The sequence below is a fragment of the Flavobacterium procerum genome, from assembly GCF_042431625.1.
In the GTDB taxonomy this organism is placed as follows: Bacteria; Bacteroidota; Bacteroidia; order Flavobacteriales; family Flavobacteriaceae; genus Flavobacterium; species Flavobacterium procerum.
This window is the reverse complement of record NZ_JBHLYW010000007.1, coordinates 67,912-90,696: the sequence shown is the minus strand read 5'-3', so window position 1 is coordinate 90,696 and position 22,785 is coordinate 67,912. Positions and strand designations below refer to the sequence as shown.

The 22,785-nt window shown below is 33.1% G+C and carries 23 protein-coding genes; 17 read left to right on the top strand and 6 right to left on the bottom strand.

Annotated features, from left to right (window positions below; genetic code table 11):
* Window positions 1-24: 24 nt before the first annotated feature.
* Complete coding sequence (locus tag ACFFLS_RS05895) at window positions 25-2,931, bottom strand: FAD-binding and (Fe-S)-binding domain-containing protein (RefSeq protein WP_379689239.1); 2,907 nt, start codon at window positions 2,929-2,931, stop codon at window positions 25-27.
* A 279-nt stretch (window positions 2,932-3,210) separates the two neighbouring features.
* Between ACFFLS_RS05895 and ACFFLS_RS05890 the strand changes: the two genes are divergently transcribed.
* Together ACFFLS_RS05890 and ACFFLS_RS05885 are read left to right on the top strand one after the other, a co-directional pair.
* A complete protein-coding gene (locus ACFFLS_RS05890; protein ID WP_379685615.1) occupies window positions 3,211-4,323 on the top strand; it encodes an acyltransferase family protein in 1,113 nt (370 codons plus the stop codon).
* Window positions 4,324-4,430: 107 nt separating this feature from the next.
* Window positions 4,431-5,243, top strand: a complete 813-nt coding sequence (locus ACFFLS_RS05885; RefSeq protein WP_379685614.1) for a mechanosensitive ion channel family protein — start codon at window positions 4,431-4,433, stop codon at window positions 5,241-5,243.
* 35 nt (window positions 5,244-5,278) lie between these two features.
* Here ACFFLS_RS05885 and ACFFLS_RS05880 read toward each other — a convergent pair whose 3' ends face one another.
* Window positions 5,279-5,656, bottom strand: a complete 378-nt coding sequence (locus tag ACFFLS_RS05880) for a hypothetical protein (RefSeq protein WP_379685613.1) — start codon at window positions 5,654-5,656, stop codon at window positions 5,279-5,281.
* A gap of 208 nt (window positions 5,657-5,864) precedes the next feature.
* Here ACFFLS_RS05880 and ACFFLS_RS05875 point away from each other — a divergent pair, with 208 nt between their 5' ends.
* Window positions 5,865-6,542: a hypothetical protein gene (locus ACFFLS_RS05875; RefSeq protein ID WP_379685612.1), complete on the top strand. Its 678-nt coding sequence runs from the start codon at window positions 5,865-5,867 to the stop codon at window positions 6,540-6,542.
* Between the two features lie 25 nt (window positions 6,543-6,567).
* On the top strand, window positions 6,568-6,999 hold the full coding sequence (locus tag ACFFLS_RS05870; RefSeq protein WP_379685611.1) for a hypothetical protein: 432 nt from the start codon (window positions 6,568-6,570) through the stop codon (window positions 6,997-6,999).
* Here ACFFLS_RS05870 and ACFFLS_RS05865 read toward each other — a convergent pair.
* From ACFFLS_RS05865 to ACFFLS_RS05850, 4 genes are all read right to left on the bottom strand, one after another.
* Window positions 6,996-7,427 (bottom strand): DUF6896 domain-containing protein, encoded by a 432-nt coding sequence (locus tag ACFFLS_RS05865; protein WP_379685610.1) that lies wholly within the window; start codon window positions 7,425-7,427, stop codon window positions 6,996-6,998. The genes ACFFLS_RS05870 and ACFFLS_RS05865 overlap by 4 nt on opposite strands.
* 78 nt (window positions 7,428-7,505) lie before the next feature.
* Window positions 7,506-8,261 carry a hypothetical protein gene (locus tag ACFFLS_RS05860; RefSeq protein WP_379685609.1) on the bottom strand — a complete coding sequence of 252 codons (756 nt, stop codon included), beginning with the start codon at window positions 8,259-8,261 and terminating at the stop codon, window positions 7,506-7,508.
* On the bottom strand, window positions 8,233-8,901 hold the full coding sequence (locus ACFFLS_RS05855; RefSeq protein ID WP_379685608.1) for a hypothetical protein: 669 nt from the start codon (window positions 8,899-8,901) through the stop codon (window positions 8,233-8,235). The genes ACFFLS_RS05860 and ACFFLS_RS05855 overlap by 29 nt, the downstream gene beginning before the upstream one ends.
* Before the next feature lie 9 nt (window positions 8,902-8,910).
* A complete protein-coding gene (locus ACFFLS_RS05850) occupies window positions 8,911-9,615 on the bottom strand; it encodes a TIGR04255 family protein (RefSeq protein WP_379686375.1) in 705 nt (234 codons plus the stop codon).
* 342 nt (window positions 9,616-9,957) lie between these two features.
* On the opposite strand from ACFFLS_RS05850, the gene ACFFLS_RS05845 reads away from it, so the two are divergent.
* The 13 genes from ACFFLS_RS05845 (at window position 9,958) to lolA1 (ending at window position 22,781) form a co-directional block, all read left to right on the top strand.
* Window positions 9,958-11,163: an anhydro-N-acetylmuramic acid kinase gene (locus tag ACFFLS_RS05845; RefSeq protein WP_379685607.1), complete on the top strand. Its 1,206-nt coding sequence runs from the start codon at window positions 9,958-9,960 to the stop codon at window positions 11,161-11,163.
* Between the two features lie 241 nt (window positions 11,164-11,404).
* Entirely contained in the window at window positions 11,405-12,976 is a 1,572-nt protein-coding gene (locus tag ACFFLS_RS05840; RefSeq protein ID WP_379685606.1) for a glycoside hydrolase family 10-like protein, read from the top strand.
* Window positions 12,963-14,282 carry an MFS transporter gene (locus tag ACFFLS_RS05835; RefSeq protein ID WP_379685605.1) on the top strand — a complete coding sequence of 440 codons (1,320 nt, stop codon included), beginning with the start codon at window positions 12,963-12,965 and terminating at the stop codon, window positions 14,280-14,282. The genes ACFFLS_RS05840 and ACFFLS_RS05835 overlap by 14 nt, the downstream gene beginning before the upstream one ends.
* Window positions 14,283-14,304: 22 nt before the next feature.
* Window positions 14,305-14,646 carry a tetratricopeptide repeat protein gene (locus ACFFLS_RS05830; protein WP_379685604.1) on the top strand — a complete coding sequence of 114 codons (342 nt, stop codon included), beginning with the start codon at window positions 14,305-14,307 and terminating at the stop codon, window positions 14,644-14,646.
* A 99-nt stretch (window positions 14,647-14,745) separates the two neighbouring features.
* Window positions 14,746-15,192, top strand: a complete 447-nt coding sequence (locus ACFFLS_RS05825; RefSeq protein ID WP_379685603.1) for a GNAT family N-acetyltransferase — start codon at window positions 14,746-14,748, stop codon at window positions 15,190-15,192.
* 2 nt (window positions 15,193-15,194) lie between these two features.
* A complete protein-coding gene (locus ACFFLS_RS05820; RefSeq protein ID WP_379685602.1) occupies window positions 15,195-16,808 on the top strand; it encodes a glycoside hydrolase family 3 protein in 1,614 nt (537 codons plus the stop codon).
* Window positions 16,809-16,933: 125 nt separating this feature from the next.
* Window positions 16,934-17,572, top strand: coding sequence for a peroxiredoxin (locus ACFFLS_RS05815; protein ID WP_053471125.1), 639 nt, complete (start codon window positions 16,934-16,936; stop codon window positions 17,570-17,572).
* Between the two features lie 224 nt (window positions 17,573-17,796).
* A complete protein-coding gene (locus ACFFLS_RS05810) occupies window positions 17,797-18,105 on the top strand; it encodes a thioredoxin family protein (RefSeq protein ID WP_379685601.1) in 309 nt (102 codons plus the stop codon).
* Window positions 18,106-18,128: 23 nt separating this feature from the next.
* Window positions 18,129-18,386 (top strand): DUF6952 family protein, encoded by a 258-nt coding sequence (locus tag ACFFLS_RS05805; RefSeq protein ID WP_008462029.1) that lies wholly within the window; start codon window positions 18,129-18,131, stop codon window positions 18,384-18,386.
* Window positions 18,387-18,728: 342 nt separating this feature from the next.
* Window positions 18,729-19,226, top strand: coding sequence for a thiol peroxidase (gene tpx, locus ACFFLS_RS05800; RefSeq protein WP_379685600.1), 498 nt, complete (start codon window positions 18,729-18,731; stop codon window positions 19,224-19,226).
* Between the two features lie 12 nt (window positions 19,227-19,238).
* Entirely contained in the window at window positions 19,239-19,613 is a 375-nt protein-coding gene (locus tag ACFFLS_RS05795) for a diacylglycerol kinase (protein ID WP_379685599.1), read from the top strand.
* A gap of 17 nt (window positions 19,614-19,630) precedes the next feature.
* Window positions 19,631-22,081 carry a DNA translocase FtsK gene (locus ACFFLS_RS05790; protein WP_379685598.1) on the top strand — a complete coding sequence of 817 codons (2,451 nt, stop codon included), beginning with the start codon at window positions 19,631-19,633 and terminating at the stop codon, window positions 22,079-22,081.
* A 52-nt stretch (window positions 22,082-22,133) separates the two neighbouring features.
* Complete coding sequence (lolA1, locus tag ACFFLS_RS05785) at window positions 22,134-22,781, top strand: outer membrane lipoprotein periplasmic chaperone LolA1 (RefSeq protein ID WP_512699772.1); 648 nt, start codon at window positions 22,134-22,136, stop codon at window positions 22,779-22,781.
* Window positions 22,782-22,785 lie beyond the last annotated feature (4 nt).

Sequence of the window (22,785 nt, the reverse complement as noted above, 5' to 3'; positions counted from 1 at the left end):
ATTCGAAATATATTTTGAATGGAATTACAACAAACAGCTTCTCAAAATACTTACTGGATGTTGTGCTTCACGTTTTGTTCCATCATAAATTTGATGACGACAACTTGTTCCCGCCGCAGCTATTTTTACATTTTCGGCAGTGTTTCTAACTTTTGGGAATAGAGTATCTTCTCCCATTTGCATACTTACTTGATAATGTTCTTTTTCATAACCAAAAGATCCTGCCATTCCGCAGCAACCTGAATTGTAAATTGTAACGGTATTGTTTTTAGGTAAATTCAGCATAGCGAAAGTCGCTTCAACAGAACTCAATGATTTCTGATGGCAATGTCCATGAATTTTAATTTCTCTGGTTTCTTCTGAGAATAAATCAGGCGTAATTTTGCCATCTATGATTTCTTTTTTGAAAAATTCTTCGATTGTAAAAGCATTTTGAGATAACTTTTCTGCTGCTTCTTTATCATCTGCTAAACGAAGATATTCATCTCTAAAAGTCAAAATCGCCGAAGGTTCAATTCCGACTAAAGGTGCATTTGACAAAACTAAATCTTTAAAAACATCCACATTATGATTGGCTATTTTTTTGGCTTCTTCCAAAAATCCTTTCGAAAGATACGTTCTGCCGCTTTCTTCATGATCGATAACCAAAACCTGATAGCCTAATTTCGTCAATAATTCGAAAGCATCGATTCCGATATTGACATCATAATAATTCGTGAATTCGTCTACAAACAAATACAATCTTCCATTAGGAAAATCTGTCGTTATCGGTTTATTATTGGAAAACCATTTTCTAAAAGTCTTTTTCGCCAATAATGGAACTTGTCTTTCTGCTGCAATTCCCATTGTTTTTTTAACCAAAGACTGATTCGAAATAAAATTGGTAATCGACGGAAATTTACTTCCCATTTTGTTCAGTTTGGCATTGTTGGCAAAGATTTTATTTCGAGTCGAAAATCCGTTTGCTTTTTGGTATTGGTATAAAAATTCCGCTTTTAGAGTTGCAACGTCTACGTTACTCGGACATTCGCTCGCACAGGCTTTACAACTTACGCATAACTCAAAAACTTCGTATAATTCTTTTTGGTCAAATTTGTTTTCTTTTTCAGAATAAGTCAAATATTCGCGTAAAGCGTTTGCTCTAGCGCGAGTCGTTTCTTTTTCATTTCGCGTCGCACGATAACTCGGACACATTGCTCCTCCGCCTGACGGTAATTTTCGGCAGTCGCCAGAACCATTACATTTTTCGGCTGCACGTAAAATCCCTAAGCTATCAGAGAAATCCTGAAATGTTTTAATATCCGGTTCTACTCTTCCCGAAATCACGCGATGATTTTCGTCCATTTTCAAGGCATTGACAATCTTTCCAATATTCAAAACCGAATTGGGATCAAATGCCAGTTTAATTCTTTTCAGCAGCTCATAATTTTTCTCCCCAATCATAAATGGAATAAACTCGCCGCGCACAATTCCGTCGCCGTGTTCACCGCTCAGCGAACCTTTGTATTTTTTGACCAAATGCGCAACTTCGGTCGCAATAGTTCTGAATAATTTTAAGTCTGATGTTTTCTTCAAATTCAAAACCGGACGTAGGTGTAATTCACCCGCGCCGGCGTGCGCATAATAAATTGCTTCTTGTCCGTGACGTAACATCATTGCCGAAAACTCTGCAATATAAGCTGGTAAATCACTCAATTCTACTGCTGTATCTTCAATAGAATCGGCTGCTTTGTCGTCGCCTACGATACTTCCTAAAAGTCCAAGACCGGCTTTTCTCAGTTCGTTGGCTTTGTCAATATCATTTCCGTAGATTTTTACTCGGGCGTAACCAAAATTATTTTTTTCTAAATCGGCAATCAAAGCATCGGCCTGTCTTTCTGCGTCTTCTAAAGTATGTGATGCGACTTCAAACAACATAATCGCTTTGGGTTCTCCAACCAAAAAGAAACGGTTTTTAATGTGTTCACGATTCGTTTTGGTACAATCCAAAATCGTATCATCAATCATTTCGCAGGTGTACAAATGATGTTTCATCGCCACGACAACCGATTCCAAAGATTCCTGAATGGTATTGTAATGCCCCACAACCATAATACTGTGAGGCGGTGGCAAATCATCCACTTTTAAAGTAACTTCGGTTGTAAAAGCAAGCGTTCCTTCGCTTCCACAAAGCAGTTTTCCTAAGTTTATAGTTGGTTCTGTTCCTCCAAATAATTCAGATTTTAGCAGAATATCAACAGCATATCCCGTATTTCTTCTGTGAATTTCTGGTTTTGGAAATTCTCTTATAATTTCTTCCTGATTTTCTTTTACAGAAAGTTCGTCGTAAATAGTCTTGTATATTTTATTTTCTAAAGTATCACCTTTTGTTTTTTCGATAAATTCAGCCGAAGTCAAGTCTTTAAAAACCACTTCAGAACCGTCGCTTAAAAGTGCTTTTACCTCAGCAATTTTATCTCGCGTAACACCATATCGAATCGAAGTGGTTCCAGAAGAGTTATTGCCCACCATTCCGCCAATCATCGCGCGGTTTGAAGTAGAAGTAATTGGGGCAAAAAATACGCCGTGAGGTTTTAAGAATAAATTCAGTTCATCGCGAATTACGCCTGGCTGAACGGTTACGGTTTTCTTTTCGGCATCGTAGCCTATTATTTTAGTAAAATGCTTTGACACATCAATCACCAATCCGTCTCCTACTGCTTGTCCTGCCAGCGAAGTTCCCGCTGTTCTTGGCGTAATCGGCATATTATGTTCCGCTGCAAACTTTATGAGTTTGGTAATATCTTCAGTTGTTTTAGGCAATGCAACAGCATTGGGTTTTATTCGGTAAACCGACGCATCTGTAGCATACAGCGTTTTATGAAGATCATCGAATAAAAGCGTACCTTCTAATGATGCAGATAATTGTTGTAACTCCTTAATTATTGACATTCTGATGAATTTATAACCTAAAACTAATGTTTATTTTTAATGCAAAAATACTCTTATTTCCTTTGTTTTTATTCTAAATTAAGAAAATTAGGAGCTGTCTTTTCAATGTATAAATTATACATTGAAAACATCTTATAATCGTTAAAATAATAAACATGATGAAATAACATTATGCCAATTTACTTTTAAAATCGGAACATCCAGCTTTATCCAGATTCAAAAACATTTAAAGGGAAATTTCTGGAAAATTATTACTTTTGGCTGCCTCAACTAAATAAAATGATTAGCTTTTTAAAAATTGACATTGGTACTAACAGAATTTTTGGTCTTGATATCCTTAGATGCACGGCTATACTATTTGTTGTTTTTGGACACGGAAATCTATTCTTTTCTGGTTCAACAGCAAGATATCTTGATTACTTTGTACTTGACGGTGTCAGTATCTTTTTTGTTTTAAGCGGATATCTAATTGGTGGCATTCTGATTAAAGAGCTTGAGAATAAGCCATTTTCTAAGGAACTGCTTGTTAATTTCTGGAAAAGAAGATGGTACAGAACGCTTCCTAATTATTTTTTGGTCTTATCCTTACTAATTATTCTAAGTTACTCTTTTACCAAGGATTTTCAAGTATTAGATTCGTTAGAATATTACATTTTTAGTCAAAACTTGTTTTACCCTCACCCTAATTGGTTTCCTGAAGCTTGGAGTTTAAGCATTGAAGAATGGTTCTACTTAATCGTTCCAATACTTTTATTACTAATTGATAAATTATTCAAATTAAGTACAAAAAGAGCCATTTTAGTTACAGCCGTTTTAATCATCTTATTTGCGACTTTTTTTAGATATGCAAAAAGTTTGCAAATAATTTTAGAAAACAGCAGAGATTTGGACATAAATTTCAGAAAACAAGTTTTTACAAGAATTGATAGTATTATGTATGGAGTATTAGCTGCTTATATTGCTTATTACTACAACAATACATGGAAAAAAAACAAAAAAACATTGTTTGCAATAGGATTAATTCTATTACTATCTACTAAGTTTTTTATTAAGGCAGACTTAAATTCTTTATATGCATGTGTATTCTCCTTTTCTTTAAATTCTATTGGAACATTATTTCTTTTACCTTTTTTAAGTGAAATAAAAACCGGCAAAGGCAAGATTAATAAAGTTGTAACTTATTTTTCTCTAATTTCATATTCGATGTATCTCATAAATCTGACTTTAGTTAAAAATTGGATCATTTTACATTTACAAATAGATTTTCTCAACTCTTATGTTACATTAGTCACCAAATACATATTGTACTGGTTCTTCACGGTTGTCTTATCAATTTTACTATATAAATATTTTGAAATCCCTACAACTAAACTAAGGGAGAGAGATAAATAAACATTTTACTTTTTCATCATATTTTATAAAATTCTGATAGAATCCTGTAAAACATTCCGCGTACTAAAAAGGTAATTTTAAAATTTTACTTTTTTACGCCTAGTAGTATGGAAAATTTCTTTCAGGATGTCATTAATCACCTAGAAAGCTATTACAATAGCATTGTCGATCTCACACCAAAATTTATTCTTGCTATTTTGGTTATTCTTATCTCGTGGTTTATCGCAAGCCGTGTAGGTATTTTTGCTGGAAACCGACTTAAAGCAAAAATGCATGACCGCCTTCTTGCCATTTTTATTGCGCGTTTAATTAAATCGGTTTTGATTATTATCGGAATCTTATTTATGTTCCGAATTATTGGTTTAGAAGGCGTTGCTCAAAGTATGCTTGCTGGCGCAGGAATCTCAGCTTTTGTTATCGGTTTTGCGCTTAAAGATATTGGCGAAAATTTCCTTGCCGGAATCCTTCTTGCTTTCAAAAGACCGTTTTCTATTGGCGATATTATAGAAAGCAACGGCGTAAAAGGCGAAGTCATCAACCTGAATCTGCGCGATACCGAAGTAAAAAGCGATTCTAAAATTATTTATATTCCAAACGCGCTTCTAATAAAAAACACACTTATCAATTACAACAGCGAAGGGTTTCTTCTCCAAACTTTTACCGTCGGATTAGAATACGGTTCTGATTATAGCTGTGCTATCGAATTGGTCAAAGAGGTTTTAGGAAGCAGCGAAGATGTAACCCAAAAAGACCATGATAACGCAGCTGTCATTACAGACGTTATCGCTGGAGGTATTATTCAGCTCAATGTTCGTTATTGGGTTAAAACCGCATCAACAACTGAAAATTCAGAATGCCGATCTAAAATTATCGCTGCAGTTTTGAAGAAATTGAAAGAAAATGAGTTTGGGTTGAAATAAGAATACTAAGATTCTGAGTATTTTCTAAGAATTCTTTATTCTAAATTATCCCAAGCAGTTTCGCCGTTTTCACTGATATGCAATACCAAATAAGTAATTCCGAGATAAACAAAAGGCAGACATGCTGTTACCATAGAAGCTTTAAGTATCAGCAATAACACAAATTGAATTAGCGCCATAGCCAACAATCCATAAAAACCCCACATACTCCATTTAAAAAATAATGCTATAAAAACGCAGCTTAAAATCTTTGTCAATAATAATCCGTAAACGCAAACAGGAGAAGCATTTTCATACTTAATAACGTGCTTCCAAAGTTCTAAAGATGAAAGAGCTGTGAATAAATTAATTCCGATTAAAACAACTAGATAAAACATCACAATGATATTCATCTCTTTCTTTTCTTCTTCCATAACAATTTAGTTTAAATTTTAATGATTCAAAAAGGTATCCTTGGGTTCAAGCAAATGTATATAAAAGAAATACATTTCGTTTAAATAAGCTTAAAAATTGAATTTCTTTTGCCAGTAAAGATTAAATCTCAATCGTCGAATGCAAAATGTATAAAGCAAAAATTTAGAATTTAAAATTAGTTATATTTGAGTCCCAAATCTGTAAAACATGAATGAACCGAACAGAATCTATTTTATTGGAAATCCTTATCCAAGAGGGCATGCTTTAGAAGATTTTTTATGGAGCGGAAGAATCGATGAAGACGAATCTATGTGGTTTGACTTTCATCTACAAACAGATTCTTATTATGATGGAGAATTTAATGAAGAAGATGCATTACTAAGCACATGGAAATCAAAAGGAATGTGGTGTGCTTATGGTGAATGTACACTGTCTTCAACACGTTGGGGAGATTACGGAATTAAAATCAATAAAACATCGGGAAAAGCTTTTTTTAATGACTTTATAAAAGACAATTTACTAGCCGACACTTTACCGCGTGGTGTTGATTTCGATTATGATAAAATCGCATTCGGAATTTATTTAATAGGACACGATCGTTCTGCTAATCATAAAATAAAAATTAAAGAAACCAGCAAAAACAAATTTGATATCGAATGGTCTGGAAAAATTGCTTTAACCTATACGGGAGAAAGCGGATTCAATTATGACTTTTTCACTCATCTCCAAAATACCGAATTTGATGGTTTTCATTATCCAAAAACTTGGTCAATCGAGAAAGCTTCTGATTTCTTTAAAGATCATTTTGAGGATTTTGAAGAATACGAATTTGTTGAACTCAATTCAAAAAATGACAATAAAGAATATAAATTCAAGAAGAAATAAATAGCTAAAACTGTAACTTTTAAAAATGAAAAATATAATCCTTATTGTCTTTGTTCTTTTTTTAAGCTGTAAAGAAGCTGATAACAAAATAGCCATTTCAGAAAAATGGTACGGAACTTATTCATTGGCGCTAAACGAAGACAGTGAGGACTGGAGAGACGCGCATTATATTTCGCTAGTCATTACTAAAGATTCTATTATGTATGAAGCCGAAGGATATCAATTGTTTCACTCCTACAAACTTTCTGCAGTCGAAAACGATAATACTTTAAAATTAACTTTTAGCAAAGCATTGAGAAATACTGAAAGCCCGACTTTAGAAAAAACAAAAGATTTTGGTATTTTAACTTTACAAAACAATAATTACACTTGGGAGAGTCCGTTTATGGATGCTTATTATAATGATGGAAAAAAGGAAAAATATGTTTTGAAGAAAACAAAAGGAATTAGCGACTAATCAAAAAAAGATTCCTGAATAACTCTATAGCTTTTAAAAACACACCCAAAAGATTTCCCATCTATTCCTTCTAAAATTAACCAATTTAGAACATCTTTATTGATAAGCTGGAACAATTCATACGCAATGTAATCATCACTATAATTTAGTTTCTGGTATTCTGGATGAGTTCTAATAAGCTCATTAAGTTCCCATTGCGAAAACTGAATCTCGTTTAATGAAATATCATAGGCATAAATAACATCGTCTCTTCGGGCGGTGCAACCACTTCCGTGAAAATAGTATTCAATTCCATCAATTGATCCTATTCTCTCAAAAAAAGTTCTAGAGAATGAACATGGATTTATGTCTTGTTTGTATTTATCTTTTAATAAAGTCTCAAAACTTCTGATAAAGCTAATGTAGTTTCCTAAGATTTTTTCAATCATAATTACATCGAATCTAAATTGAATTTAAATTTATTTGATTTTCCCCCACAATAACGTAACGTTAGCACGGATTTGCAATTAATCAGTATAACAACTCTTATCTAATTTATAATCTAGATTTGCTGGATAAGGCATACAGTTTCTGGAAATGGCATTATTAATTATATCATTGCAATAAGTTTCTAACCACTTACTTCCATATTTAGTAATTTCTTTTTCATTTGTCACATCAATTAGTTGAAATTCAGCATGCCAGTAATTAAGAATTAAAGGATCATGCTTAACTATACATGTTCCTGGCATTGTAAGAATTTTTGCTCCACCTTCATTTTTTTCAATTATCGGGTTAGTATCAATTGATTTTAGAAAATTTATTAATTCATTTGTATGAGGCTTTTTATAATCATGCGGGAACTTATGAATTTTATTTACGTTCATGTAAATAGGACAACCATCTTTGATAGAAATTGATTTTAAATGAGTATATAAAAATACTCTTTTCTTTTTTGTCCATTTTGCATTTCCACTTGAATTCATAATCAAACGAAATTTTAAATGCCTTCTTTTAAATAGTCCCCCAGCAATATTAGTTGATAATCCTAAAATATCTTTGGGGTGATTTATTAAAGCATCTTCATTAATCTCATATTTATCCCCTAACTTTTCAAAAGTATCCTCATAAGGCAAATTTGATCTTCTTATTAAATAAAGTTGTTGTTGAGATTTCAATAAATCAAAGTCTAAAGATAGCTTATAGCATTTTTTAGGTAATATTTGTCTCGGATATATCAATTTATGTAAGCTTTTAACTATCCAAATATTTCTTAAATCCATCTATAAACTTTGAAATTTCATTTACGCCCGAAGCCACTAATTCATCATCTATAAAAAGAGAAAATATAATTAAATTATCATCATTAAAATCATTTATAAGCTCAAAAGATTTATTAATCACTAAAACTCTATTTTGTGAAAATGAAATTGAAAATTTAATTTTATTACTATTATTAATAAATATAAGAATATCGACAAACTTTAAAGTTGAAATATACATTGATATACTCTCAAAGCTTTCCCTAATAACATCTTTAGAAAAATCTTTACAATGATACTTCTCTAATTTTTCAGCAAATATTTTCTTTATCTTAAAAAGATTCTTATCAATATAGCTTGGTTTTGAGACAATTATTTTTTCAAGTTGTTGACTAAGTTCTAAATAAGCGGAATGGCTTTCTAATATTTTTTTTAAAAATTTAGAGGTACGATAACTATAAATAGCACCTGTGTTAATTGAATATAAAGAACCGTCAAAACTATCTAGTTTCGAGTTGTTTGTATGAACAATTTGAATAGAAGGTACATTATAATGTTCTATAAAATCCATAACAGGTTCAGACAGTATTGACCTATCTATATCATGATCACGAGAAGACCAAGTACGATTTTTAGTAGGCAAATCAAGGTTCGCTATCATAAAATTTAATTAATATTCTGGATTCAAACTTTTTATAAAATCTTCTTTTAATAATCCAAAAAAAAGTTTCTTTAAAGAATCATGTAATTGATCGATATACTCAAATATTTTTTTATTATCAAAATCTTTACAAGTGGATACATCAATATCAATGAGATGTCCTTTTTTATTGATATCATCATCGATTAATTCAAAATCTTTTTTTATTCTTAAAATAATATCAGTATTTCCATCAATAATCTTAGTCATATAAACTAAAAATTCTTCACCAAAATCTGAACTTGTTAACTTCGGACTATTCTTTAAAATCTCATCAATATCTGAAATATTCTCAAATAGAGAACCATATCTAACGCCAATTCTTTCAATTTCATCAATTAAACCAAGTTTTTTAATTCTATTTACTGTGTCTTTTAAAAAAACACTATATATTTTCCAAAGTTTATATTCTGAAACACATTCAAAAGCAATAAAGTTTTCATTAAAAGCTATTGAATAATCATTGTTTGAAAAAACATATTCTGGAATATACTTTAATTCAACATTCTTTTCCCTTAGTCCTTCAGGGAATCCAGTATTTTTAAATTTTGGAAAATCTTTTGTAAATTCAGAAAATAGAGAAATAAAAATCTCATTTAGAGATTTGTTACTTTTGAATCTGATTTCAACTGTCGAACTCAATAACGGGTCTGGAGTTATTTTTAGCGGTAGCATCACGTTTTTCAAGGTGCAAAATTAGTTATTTACTTTATAATTCAAAAGCAAACTTATAAACAATGAATTAAATAAAAAAACACCGATGAAATGCATATTTTAATAAGCAAACACACTTCTGCCGATTATTTTTGATAAATATATTGATAAAAAGAATTGATTGTATACAAAATTTGTAAATTGTTAACATTTTTACAAATTCAAAATTAATACATAGTTCAAACAGGCTTATTCCATTTAATAAATTTTATATAAAAATTTTCAATCACAAATATACGAGAAACACCTACTCACTAAGTTAGGTATTTATACCTGTTTATACAAATAAAAACATCAAAATAAATGAAAAACATAACCGCCCTTTACAAAATAGCTCAAAAAGAAACCCGAAAAATACTAGGTTTAATGTCCGGAACTTCGCTTGATGGACTCGATTTGGCGCTTTGTGAAGTTTCAGGCGAAGGCGGTAATACCAATGTCAAAATCGAACAATTTGAAACCATCGATTACAGCGACGAAATTAAAACAGAAATCAGAAAAATATTTGCTCAGAAAACAATCGATTTTCAACATTTGGTTTTACTAAACGAATGGATTGCAAATTTACATGCCGGAATGATCAATGATTGCCTTTCAAAATGGAACATTCCCGCAAGCGAAGTCGATTTAATCGCTTCTCACGGACAAACGGTTTTGCATGCGCCAAAGTTTCTGCATCAGCAGGAAAAATTCCCAAATGCGACTTTACAAATTGGTGACGGCGATCATATTTCGGTAAAAACAGGAATCATCACTTTATCCGATTTTAGGCAAAAACACGTTGCTGCAGGTGGCGAAGGTGCGCCTTTGGCCGTTTACGGCGATTATTTGTTATTCAGCAAAAAAGGCGAAAACAGAATCATGTTAAACATGGGCGGAATAGCAAATTTTACGTATTTACCTGCTTCTCAAAATGCCGAAGAAGTTTTTGTAACCGATACCGGAACTGCCAATACGCTGATTGATATTTTCACCAAACATTTTTTTCCTAAAAAAAGTTTCGACAAAGACGCAGAAATAGCTCAAAAAGGCACAGTAAATCAGTCACTTTTAAATGAATTAAAAAATGATGCTTTTTTCGCGAAAAGCTTTCCAAAAACGATCGGACAAGAATTATTCAACTTCAATTTTGTGAATGATGCCTTGATAAAATTAAACTTAGAAAATATTTCGGCATCAGATTTGCTGGCGACTTTAACACGCTTAAGCGCCGAAACAATTGCTGAAGCGGTTTTGTTTGTCGTACAAAATACTAAAACGCCAATAGAAGAGTTTACAGTGTATATGTCTGGCGGAGGCGCGCGAAATCCATTGTTGGTAAACTGGTTACAGGAATTATTATCTTGTAAGTTTGAAAAAAGCGACGTTCTCGGAATTTCAGGCGATGCAAAAGAAGCTGTTTTATTTGCCGTTTTGGCCAATGAAACTGTCTCTGGAGGAAATTACAATTTCGGTTCCCAAAAAGGAATCCCATCGGTTACAATGGGGAAAATTTCATTTCCTGGTTAAACAGAATAGCCACCAATTACAATAATTGGCGCGAATTGCTATTTTTATTGCCACAGATTAAAGGATTTTTAGGATTAATCATTTTAATCTTTAGAATCTGTGGCTAAAAAAGCTGCCACCAATTATACTAATTTTCACGAATTATTCCTTAAAAAAATGATTACGAACAAAAATTAGTGCAATTCGTGTAATTCGTGGCAAAAACAAACTATTTTTGATTCCTGTTAAAAAGAACATTAAAATGCATAAAAATCAGCACTTACTATACTCTATTCTATTTTTATTTTTGTTTGGATGGATTTCTTCCGCACAGGAAAAAATAATGCATCCTAAAAATGAATTTAGAGGAGTGTGGATTGCAACTGTGGTCAACATCGACTGGCCTAAAGCTCCTGCTGACACTGTTGAAAAAGAAAAGGCTGATTATCTTGAAATTTTAGAAGCTTATAAAAAACTAAATTACAATGCCGTTATCGTGCAGGTGCGTAGTGTAGGCGATGCTTTTTATCCGTCTCAACTCGCTCCATGGTCCCGCTTTTTAACAGGCAAAGAAGGTCAGGCTCCAAATCCATATTACGATGCTCTAGCTTGGATGATTGAAGAGGCGCACAAAAGAGGTTTTGAATTTCATGCTTGGCTGAATCCGTACCGCGCTACTTTCGATTTAAATAAAAACCTTTTAAGTCCGAATCATGATATTTTCAAACATCCAGAATGGATGATTGAATATGGCGGTAAATATTATTATGACCCTGCCCTTCCCGAAGTTCAAGCACATTTAACCAAAGTGGTGAAAGAAGTAGTAGATAGATACGATATCGATGCGATTCATTTCGATGATTATTTTTACCCTTATGCTGTTCCTGGTAAAGTATTTAATGATTCTACATCTTATAAAAAATATGGAGCCGGCTTAAGCCTTTCCGACTGGCGCCGCGCAAATGTGAGCAGTTTTGTTGAAACTATTTCAAAAACTATCAAGTCAAGCAAGCCATGGGTTCAATTCGGAATCAGTCCGTTTGGGGTTTGGAGGAATAAATCTCAGGATCCAAGAGGTTCTGAAACGCAATCGACATCGAATTACGACGATTTATACGCTGATCCTGTTTTATGGATGGATCAGAAATGGATTGATTATATTCTGCCTCAATTGTATTGGAGTATGAATAATCCAAGAGCTTCTTATTCAAAATTGGTAAAATGGTGGTCTGAAAACTCCAATAATACGGCAATTTATATAGGTCATGCTTCGTATAAAATCAGAGGTGATGCCGATAAAAGCTGGAATTTTGTCTACGAGATTCCGAATCAAATTGATTTTGCTAGAAGTTTTAAAAACGTTACCGGAAGCGCCTATTTCAGCTCAAAATGGTTTATGGGCAAAAACTTTGATATCGTACGTCTTTTAGAAGAAAATCAATATAAATATCCTGCACTTCCCGCTGCAGTTCCGAATTTAAAACATGTCATTATCGATACGCCAAAAGCTATAGAATATTCTAAAGACAGTATTAGTTACAATTTTACGTTCAACAGTCCGCTCAATACAAGAGTTCGTTATATGATAGTTTATGGAGGTGAACATATTTCGAAAATCAACACCAATGATCCTTCAAAAATTATTGAAAAAGTAACTATAAAAGAAATAGACGGGAAGATTACCTTTTCTATTGCTGCCGGAAAATTAAATCTTTACAAAGCCTGTGCAGTAACTTTTATTGATTATTATGCCAACGAAAGCACACCAACCATAATAGATTTAAAAAAACCGTTTAAAAATTATATCCCAACCCAGCCAAATGAAAACAGATAATAAACCTTGGTTTTGGATTCCGCTTCTTAATTTTGCTTCTGGATTACCCTATGCCGTAATTATTTCGGTTTCGGTAATTATGTATAAAAATTTAGGTATTTCAAACGAAGATATTGGCGTTTACACCAGTTTGTTATACCTTCCTTGGGTTATAAAACCGCTTTGGAGTCCGTTTATTGAATTAACTGGCACCAAAAGAAAATGGTTTTTATCAATGCAGTTGCTCATTTCAATTGCATTTTTATTGGTCGGATTCACCATTCCGACAAATGGTTTTTTTATGATGACGCTGGCTATATTTTGGGTTGCGGCATTTGCCTCTGCTTCGAATGATATTGCTAGTGATGGTTTTTATTTATTGGTTTTACCAAAAGAACAACAATCTTATTTTCTCGGAATCAGAAGTACTTTCTACCGACTTTCGATGCTTGCCGGAAACGGACTGATTGTACTTTTTGCCGGATATTTAGAACATAAATATGGTGATAATACCAAAGCATGGTCATACACAATGATCATTGTTGGCCTGTTAATGACTTTTATTACGCTTTATAATTTCATTTTTACACCAAAAACTGAAATAAATCTTGCAGGAAATAAAGAAGCTCATCATCAAAGTTTTGCAACGATATTTACAAGTTTCTTTAAGAAAAAACAAATTGGATTAATTTTAGCTTTTATTCTGGTTTTCAGATTAGGAGAATCGCAATTGCTCAAAATGTTAAGTCCGTTTTTGCTTGACAAAAAAGAATTGGGCGGGATGGGTCTTGATACAGAAGCTGTCGGAATTATCTACGGAACCCTAGGAATTTTAGCTTTAACAATTGGCGGAATTTTAGGAGGAATGGCAATTTCTAAGCATGGGCTTACTAAATGGATGTTGCCGATGTTTTTGGCGATGCACCTGCCAATTCTTGGTTTTATTGGATTAGCTCATTTTCAGCCAGATGCTATGATTCATCTTTATTTTAAAAAATATTTTTTACTTATTGATGCTGATTTAAATTTATATACTTGCATTACCGTTATTCTTGAACAATTTGGCTACGGTTTTGGATTTACTGGATTTATGATGTATTTGATTCATGTTGCAGAAGGCGAATCCAAAACAGCACACTATGCACTGGCAACCGGTTTTATGGCATTAGGAATGATGCTTCCGGGAATGATAAGCGGTTATATACAAAAGTTTTTGGGCTATCAAAACTTCTTTATTTGGGTTTTTATCGCCACAATTCCTGGTCTTATTTTATCACGTTTTTTAATTTTCCCGAAAGATTTTGGGAAAAAATCTGAAGAAGTTTAACCCCAAATCAAACTCTTACATTATGGAAATCAATGAAAATTTGCAGGCCGAGCGCAATCTAAAAGGATCTGAGTTCGAAAAAACCGGAGATTTAGAAAAAGCAATTGAACTATATGAAGAAAATGTATCGGAAGGCTTTAAAGGAAATCATCCTTACGATCGTTTAGCTACAATCTACAAAAACCAAAATGATCTAGACAATGAAATCCGTGTTTTAGAAAAAGCAATTTTGGTTTACGAAGAAATCACGGTTGAAGACCGATTAGAAGGACTTCCAAAGCTTTTCCGTTTTAAAAATAGATTAGAAAAAGCCATTGAAACTAAGAAACAATTGGCGAAACAAAAGAAGTCAAAATTAAAGTAAGTGAATTTAAAGGAAGCTTAATTTTTTTTAACCATTAAGAGATTAAGTAATTTCAGTCAAGCTTTATGAACTTTATATCTTAATGGTAAAAAAATCGAAATGAGCATAAAAAGAACCAATTCAGACGATATTGATTTTATAAATCTCGTACGTTTATTAGATCAGGATTTAGCAATACGTGACGGTGAAGATCATGCGTTTTACAATCAATTCAATAAGATTGATAAGATAAAACACACGATTGTTTATTATGAAAATGGAATTCCGGTTGGTTGCGGTGCTTTTCGCGAAAAAGAAAGCGACAAAACCGAAATCAAACGAATGTACGTTCATCCCGATCATCGCAAAAAAGGAATCGCTTCTGCAATTTTGGCAGCACTCGAAATCTGGGCAAAAGAAGTCGGTTATACTTATACGATTCTGGAAACCGGGAAAAATCAGCCAGAAGCTATTAACTTATACCAAAAATTACAATATACTATCATTCCGAATTATCCACCTTATGAAGAAATGGATAATAGTGTCTGCATGAAAAAGACTTTATAATAATGAAAATCACAGCTGAAGCTTTACGACAAAGAATTGGGCAATTCTTTTTTCCTGCCGTTTTTATCAATGATACCGAAGAAAACATTCAGGAAATGGAACGCCTTATTAAAGCACATAATATTGGCGGATTAACGTTTTTCCACAGTCGTGCGAGCGCGGCAACAAATTACGAAAGCAAACAGAAAATCGTCTTCAACGATGACAGTTACGAAAAAATTAAAGCTCTAATTATTCGTTATCAAAAAGCCGCTTCTACCCCACTTTTAATTAGTATTGATGCTGAATGGGGTTTAGCAATGCGTATCGAAAAAACACCGCAATATCCTTATGCGATTACGCTTGGCGCTTTGCCAGAAAACAAATCTAATTTGGTTTATGAAGTTGGAAAACAAATTGGTCTAGATTTAAAAGCAGCTGGAATTCAGTATAATTTATCGCCTTTGGCAGACATCAACAACAATCCAAATAATCCTGTTATTGGCTATCGCTCTTTTGGTGAAAACAAACAAAAAGTAGCAGATTTTGCTGTTGAATATCTAAAAGGAATGTCGGAAGTTGGCGTTTTAGGTTGTCTGAAACACTTTCCCGGACACGGAAATACGAATGTCGATTCCCATTTAGGTTTGCCTGTTTTAAAGGAGACTTTAGAAGAATTGATGGAAAACGAATTATATCCATTCATTAAAGGAATAGAAAATAATGTCGATTCCATTATGATTGGACATTTGGCTGTTCCAAGTTTAAATGATGGAAAAGATACATCGGCAACACTTTCAAAAGCAGTTATCCAAGATCTTTTGCGTGATAAATTAGGTTATAACGGTTTGGTAATTTCTGATGCGTTAAATATGCACAGCGTTTCTAAATTGTACGAAACAAAAGGCCAATTAGAATGGGAAGCTTTTAACGCAGGAAATGATGTCTTATGCTTCGCCGAAAATGTTCCCGAAGGAATTGAAGCAATCTATAAAAATGCTTCTCCAGACCGTATTTTCGAAAGTTATAACCGAATCATGAAAGCCAAAGAAAAAGCAGGAATCCTTTCTGGAAATACTGATGCTTCGGGCGAATTAGATTTCGAAAAAACATCAAAATTAAATCTTGAAATTGCTCAAAATGCGATTACAACAATTATCGATAATTCAAGTTCAGAATTAGCTTTTGAAGCTCAGAAAAACAACAAATTAGCCAAGCTGAGTTTATATAAAAATATTGAAAACACATTTTTCAAAACATTAAAGACAGAACTTCCTTCGCCGGAATTTGCTTTTGAGAATTTAGAACTTTCGAATATTTCATACATCAAAAATGAATTAGAAAAATTTGAAACGATTTTGATTTCATTATTTGTTCCAAAAGCAAAACCAATGAATAATTTCGAAATTGATATTGAAGTTTTAGAATTACTTTCTAATCTACTTCAAACCAAAAAATGCATTGTTTTTGTTTTCGGAAATCCGTATTCTTTGCCTTTAATTCCAAATCTGAAAAAGGCCTCAGGATTAATTCAAGCCTATCAAGATTTTGAAGAATTTCAAAAAACGGCGGGAATTCAATTTTTAGATAAAATTTCTTCAAAAGGCATTCTTCCGGTAAATATTGATATCCAATAAGTTAAAACAAAATATAATCAAATACTATCAACTTATAAATTTTTATAATCACATCTTATTGTAAGTACCTGCGCTTATGCCCTACTTTTGCATCAGAAATAAATTTTTAACGTAAAACGAAAAATATGTCTTTAGTAGGAAAAAAATTCCCAAGTATTGCAGTAGATGCTATCTCAGAAATGGGTGATAATTTAAAAATTAACATTTTTGAAGAAGCAGTAAACAACAACAAAAAAGTATTATTGTTTTGGTACCCAAAAGATTTCACTTTTGTATGCCCAACTGAATTACACGCCTTTCAAGCTGCATTACCAGAATTCGAAAAAAGAAATACTATCGTAATTGGTGCTTCTTGCGACACAAACGAAGTTCACTTTGCTTGGTTAAATACTCCAAAAAACAATGGTGGAATCGAAGGTGTTACTTACCCAATCTTAGCAGATACAAACCGTAACTTAGCTAACATTTTAGGCATTCTTGATATCGAATCTACAAGCTACAGCGAAGATACTGACTCAGTTATCATCGAAGGTTCAAACGTAACTTACAGAGCTACTTACTTAATTGACGAAACTGGAAAAATTTTCCACGAAAGTGTTAACGATATGCCATTAGGACGTAACGTAAACGAATACTTAAGAATGGTTGACGCTTACACTCACATCCAAACTAAAGGTGAAGTTTGTCCAGCAAACTGGGAAGCTGGTAAAGAAGCTATGTCTGCTGACAGAGTTAGTACTGCTGAATACTTAAGCGCTAATTAAGCTGCTAAGATACTAAGATTCTAAGTTTCTAAGTTTTTTTAAATTTAACTTTTGAATCTTCGATACAATTCTACAATAAAGGTCAAGAGATTCTAAGATTAAACTTAGATCTTAGAATCTCAACGACTTAAAAAAAATCAAATAAATCCACACAAAGTTATTCGGTTCGAGAGCAAACTTAGCATCTTAGAACCTTAGCAACTTAGTGTCTAAAAAATAAACTTATGTTAATCGACTTAAACGAAGATACGTTAGCAGATTTAGTTGCTAAAAACGAAAAAGTAGTAGTACAATATTCAGCTTCATGGTGTGGAAATTGCCGTATTATGAAACCAAAATTCAAAAAATTAGCAACAGAAAATGAAGCTATCACTTTTGTTTTGGTTGATGCAGAAAATTCTCCTGAATCAAGAAAATTAGCTAATGTGAGCAACTTACCAACATTCGCAACTTTCGTAAACGGACAATTAGTTGGCGAAACGCAAACTAACAAACAAGAAGTTTTAATCGATCTTATAAACGCAATTGCTTAATTGAAATTCTAAAACTCCACAAAATGAAATTACCAGTAATTAAGCATTTAACGCAATTCATCGAAGAAAACGATCAGGATTATATCATCGAAACGATTGAAGTCCTAGAAGCGATGACTGAAATTCCTTCTCTAAAAGATGAAGAATTAGATGTAATCGGCGAATTGATTTCTAATATGTACGGTGCCCTTGAAGTGCAAAAATTAGTTGCTCAAGGAACAGATAAAAAAGAAGCTTTAAATACGTTTATGAAACGTGTTTTAGGTTCAATCGATAAATAAATCGGCCTCTTTTCAAGAAAAAAAACAAAAAACAAGACTTGAGAAAGCGTTTCTATTAGGAGACGCTTTTTTTTTGTTTTTGTAACAAATGGCACGCGGATGACACAGATTTGCTAACGCAAAAACACGGATTTAAACGGATTTTTTCATCTAACATAAAAACAAAAAAATCCGTTAAGACCCGCGACTTCACGAAGTGAATCCGTGTCATCCGCGTCCAATATATGCACAATGCAAAATAAAAATTTACCATCCTTAATCTCTCCTTAAACCGTTAACAAATACTTTTAGATTCAAATTTTAATCCTTACTTTTGAGCCTCATTAATTTTAAATAAAAATCATGGCATCTATCACATTAGGAGGAAATCCAGTTCATACATCAGGCGAATTGCCAGCAGTTGGAACACAATTAGCTGACTTCAGTCTAGTTCAAAACGATTTATCAGTTGCATCTTTAAGCACTTTTGCTGGTAAAAAATTAGTTTTAAATATCTTCCCAAGTGTTGATACTGGAACTTGTGCAACATCTGTTAGAACTTTCAATGCAAGTGCAAGCGGATTAGAAAACACTACTGTTTTATGTATTTCTAGAGATTTACCATTTGCTCAAAAACGTTTTTGTGGTGCTGAAGGTTTAGAAAATGTAGTAAACTTATCAGATTTTCAAGAAGGTACTTTTGGTAAAGCAAACGGTTTAGAAATCGTTGACGGACCATTAAAAGGTTTACACTCAAGAGCAATCATTGTTGTTGATGCTGACGGAAAAATTCTTCACACAGAGCAAGTTGCTGAAATCGCAAACGAACCAAATTACGAAGCTGCTTTGGCAGTACTATAATATTTCCGCTTAATGGAGTTTCAAAAAGACAATACTTTTGTTTCAGGGCGTTTAAAAAGCGTGACTTACGCTTTTAAAGGCGCTCTGAAATTAATCAAAACCGAACACAGCATCATGGTGCAGTTCTCATTGGGAATCATTATGATTATTGCTGGGTTTTATTTTCATATTTCACAAACCGAATGGCTTTGCCAAACTCTGGCAATCGGTTTGGTTTTGAGTGTTGAAGGATTAAATACTGCAGTTGAAAAAATTGCCGATTTTATTCATCCCGATTATAGCAAACGAATCGGTTTTATTAAAGATATTGCTGCAGGGGCAGTATTTTTTGCTGCAATGACTGCAATAGCAATAGGCTTGATTATTTATATCCCAAAATTTATTTAGGCAACAGGAACGCAAGAATGGCAAAAACAAACAAAAAAGAAACTTTAGACAAAAAAAACGAATCAAAAGAAGAAAACAAAAAATCCTTTAAGATAACCAAACAGCAAAAGTTTGTTTTGGGTTGTCTTTTGGTGCTTTTTTCTATTGCATTATTAACTGCATTTATTTCTTTTTATGTAAACGGCCAATGGCAGACCGACCAAAGTGCGGTAGATCATTTGGGCGATCGTGGCGAAGTTGTACAAAACTGGCTCGGAAAATTCGGGGCTTATCTAGCCGATTTAATTGTTTACAGAGGTTTTGGACTTGCTTCTTTTTTATTCGTGCGTTTGTTTTTCCTTACAGGAATGTTTCTCGCATTGGAACTTTCAACTAAAAAACTAAAAAACACTTGGTTTTGGGATATTTTTGCGATTATCGTAGTTTCTGTACTTTTTGGCTTTTTTGCCACTTCTGCACCCGAATTAGGAGGTACAATTGGTTACGAATTAAATTTATTCCTTCAAGACTATATCGGAAAAACTGGAACATTGCTTGCGCTTCTTTTTGGCTTAATCGTTTATCTGATTTTTAAGATAAACTTATCCCCAGAGAAAATTCAGTCGTATTTTGATTCTACTAAAAAAGAATTGAAATCAGAATTAGAAACTTTAAAACCTGTTGCTAAGGAACCTGAAAGCGCCTACAATCTGGAAGAATTTGCTATTGAAGACGAAAGCGATCCTGAAATAGACAACATTCATATCAAAACTGTAGATTCTCAGTTTGAAATCAACAAAGAAGCTTTGAAACCTACTATTTCTCACTCTTCAGAAATAGAGTTGAATCCGATTTTAAAGCCAATTACTCCCAAACAAGAACTACCACTAGTTTCTCCAGACGAAGCTTTTGTGATTGAAAAAGCAGAAGAAGAAGATATTATCGAAGAAAATCTAGCTTCTCGCCTAGTTGCGGATTTCGGATTATTTGATCCAACTTTGGATTTATCCAATTACAAATTCCCAACCATTGATTTATTGAAGGAATATTCAACTGGCGGCATTACAATAAATCAAGAAGAATTAGAAGAAAACAAAAACAGGATTGTAGATACGCTTCGTAACTACAAAATCGAAATTGCGCAGATTAAAGCAACTGTTGGTCCTTCTGTAACTTTATACGAAATTGTTCCAGAAGCAGGAATCAGAATTTCTAAAATTAAGAGTTTAGAAGATGATATTGCTTTATCATTATCAGCACTAGGAATTCGTATTATTGCACCGATTCCAGGAAAAGGTACTATCGGTATTGAGGTTCCGAACAAAAACCCGACCATGGTTTCTATGAAAAGCGTTATTGGAGCAGCTAAGTTCCAAGAAGCCGAAATGGAATTGCCAATTGCGTTAGGAAAAACCATTTCTAACGAAACTTTTGTTGTCGATTTAGCCAAAATGCCTCACTTATTGATGGCCGGAGCAACTGGACAAGGAAAATCTGTTGGATTGAATGCTGTTTTGACTTCGCTTTTATACAAAAAACATCCTGCAGAAGTAAAATTTGTTTTGGTTGACCCAAAAAAGGTAGAGCTTACGCTTTTCAACAAAATCGAAAGACATTATTTAGCCAAACTTCCAGACACAGAAGATGCTATCATTACAGATAATGCCAAAGTAGTCAATACTTTAAATTCACTTTGTACTGAAATGGACAATCGTTATTCTTTATTAAAAGATGCGATGGTTCGTAACATCAAAGAATACAATGATAAATTTAAATCGAGAAAATTAAATCCAGAAGCTGGACACCGCTTTTTGCCATATATCGTTTTGGTTGTCGATGAGTTCGCCGACTTGATTATGACTGCCGGAAAAGAAGTCGAAGTTCCGATTGCGCGTTTGGCTCAATTGGCCCGTGCCATTGGTATTCACTTGATTATTGCAACACAAAGACCTTCTGTAAACGTTATTACAGGTTTGATCAAAGCGAATTTCCCTGCCAGAATAGCTTTTAGAGTAACGTCAAAAATCGACTCAAGAACCATTTTGGACACACAAGGTGCCGATCAATTAATTGGTCGAGGAGATTTATTATACACAAATGGGAATGATGTAATCCGCGTTCAATGTGCTTTCATTGACACACCAGAAGTCGAAAAAATCACAGATTTTATTGGTGCACAAAAAGCTTACGCCACAGCATATTTACTTCCAGAGTTTGTCGGAGAAGAAAGTGGCATTAATCTTGATATAGATATTTCTGAGAGAGATACTTTATTTAGAGAAGCTGCAGAGATTATTGTCAATGCACAACAGGGTTCTGCATCTTTATTGCAACGAAAATTAAAATTAGGCTATAACAGAGCTGGCCGTTTGATTGATCAGCTGGAAGCAGCAGGAATAGTTGGGCCGTTTGAAGGCAGTAAAGCACGTAGCGTAAACATCCTAGATTTAAGTGCTCTTGATCAATTTTTTAATAATGAACAAAATTAATTCAATCATGAAAGCAAAATTTCAAGAAATCAACAACAATTCTATCACAAGCATGACTAAAAAGTGTCTTCAAATAGCTGTTATAATGCTTTTGAGCTTCACTTCTATTCAAGCACAGGATAAAAAAGCAAAAGATTTATTGAACGAAGTGACTTCAAAAATAAAAAGCTACGATAACATTGTTATCGATTTTAAATATTCGCTCAACAATTCAAAAGAAAACATCAATCAGGACAGCAAAGGAAATGTTACCATGAAAGGCAATCAGTACGTATTGAACTTTATGGGCGTTACTAAAATTTTTGATGGTCAGAAAACCTATACAATTGTTCCTGAAGACGAAGAAGTGACTATCACTAAAATAAATGAAAAGGATGATAATGCCATCACTCCTTCAAAAATGCTGACTTTCTTTAACTCAGGATACAAATACACTATGGATATTGTACAGAATGTGAAAGGAAGAAAAATTCAATACATAAAACTAGTTCCTACAAGCGGAAAAGACCAAAGAAAAGAAATTCTTTTAGGTATTGACGTTCAGACGAAACACATTTACAATTTGATTGAAACCGGAAAAAACGGAACAAAAACGACTTTAACCGTTAATTCTTTTAAAACCAATCAGCCTTTATCAAAAAATCAATTTACATTTGTAGCGAGTAAATACCCGAAATACTACATTAATAAATTAGATTAATTAC

Coding starts and splice junctions, on each gene's coding strand:
- ACFFLS_RS05855 (WP_379685608.1), bottom strand. CDS start 8,901: ATGATAGCGAACCTTGATTTGCCTACTAAAAATCGTACTTGGTCTTCT.
- ACFFLS_RS05815 (WP_053471125.1), top strand. CDS start 16,934: ATGTCTTTAGTAGGAAAAAAATTCCCAAGTATTGCAGTAGATGCTATC.
- ACFFLS_RS05875 (WP_379685612.1), top strand. CDS start 5,865: ATGAATGAACCGAACAGAATCTATTTTATTGGAAATCCTTATCCAAGA.
- ACFFLS_RS05820 (WP_379685602.1), top strand. CDS start 15,195: ATGAAAATCACAGCTGAAGCTTTACGACAAAGAATTGGGCAATTCTTT.
- ACFFLS_RS05885 (WP_379685614.1), top strand. CDS start 4,431: ATGGAAAATTTCTTTCAGGATGTCATTAATCACCTAGAAAGCTATTAC.
- tpx (WP_379685600.1), top strand. CDS start 18,729: ATGGCATCTATCACATTAGGAGGAAATCCAGTTCATACATCAGGCGAA.
- ACFFLS_RS05890 (WP_379685615.1), top strand. CDS start 3,211: ATGATTAGCTTTTTAAAAATTGACATTGGTACTAACAGAATTTTTGGT.
- ACFFLS_RS05790 (WP_379685598.1), top strand. CDS start 19,631: ATGGCAAAAACAAACAAAAAAGAAACTTTAGACAAAAAAAACGAATCA.
- ACFFLS_RS05835 (WP_379685605.1), top strand. CDS start 12,963: ATGAAAACAGATAATAAACCTTGGTTTTGGATTCCGCTTCTTAATTTT.
- ACFFLS_RS05840 (WP_379685606.1), top strand. CDS start 11,405: ATGCATAAAAATCAGCACTTACTATACTCTATTCTATTTTTATTTTTG.
- ACFFLS_RS05880 (WP_379685613.1), bottom strand. CDS start 5,656: ATGGAAGAAGAAAAGAAAGAGATGAATATCATTGTGATGTTTTATCTA.
- ACFFLS_RS05825 (WP_379685603.1), top strand. CDS start 14,746: ATGAGCATAAAAAGAACCAATTCAGACGATATTGATTTTATAAATCTC.
- lolA1 (WP_512699772.1), top strand. CDS start 22,134: ATGACTAAAAAGTGTCTTCAAATAGCTGTTATAATGCTTTTGAGCTTC.
- ACFFLS_RS05860 (WP_379685609.1), bottom strand. CDS start 8,261: ATGGATTTAAGAAATATTTGGATAGTTAAAAGCTTACATAAATTGATA.
- ACFFLS_RS05895 (WP_379689239.1), bottom strand. CDS start 2,931: ATGTCAATAATTAAGGAGTTACAACAATTATCTGCATCATTAGAAGGT.
- ACFFLS_RS05810 (WP_379685601.1), top strand. CDS start 17,797: ATGTTAATCGACTTAAACGAAGATACGTTAGCAGATTTAGTTGCTAAA.
- ACFFLS_RS05865 (WP_379685610.1), bottom strand. CDS start 7,427: ATGATTGAAAAAATCTTAGGAAACTACATTAGCTTTATCAGAAGTTTT.
- ACFFLS_RS05805 (WP_008462029.1), top strand. CDS start 18,129: ATGAAATTACCAGTAATTAAGCATTTAACGCAATTCATCGAAGAAAAC.
- ACFFLS_RS05845 (WP_379685607.1), top strand. CDS start 9,958: ATGAAAAACATAACCGCCCTTTACAAAATAGCTCAAAAAGAAACCCGA.
- ACFFLS_RS05795 (WP_379685599.1), top strand. CDS start 19,239: ATGGAGTTTCAAAAAGACAATACTTTTGTTTCAGGGCGTTTAAAAAGC.
- ACFFLS_RS05870 (WP_379685611.1), top strand. CDS start 6,568: ATGAAAAATATAATCCTTATTGTCTTTGTTCTTTTTTTAAGCTGTAAA.
- ACFFLS_RS05850 (WP_379686375.1), bottom strand. CDS start 9,615: ATGCTACCGCTAAAAATAACTCCAGACCCGTTATTGAGTTCGACAGTT.
- ACFFLS_RS05830 (WP_379685604.1), top strand. CDS start 14,305: ATGGAAATCAATGAAAATTTGCAGGCCGAGCGCAATCTAAAAGGATCT.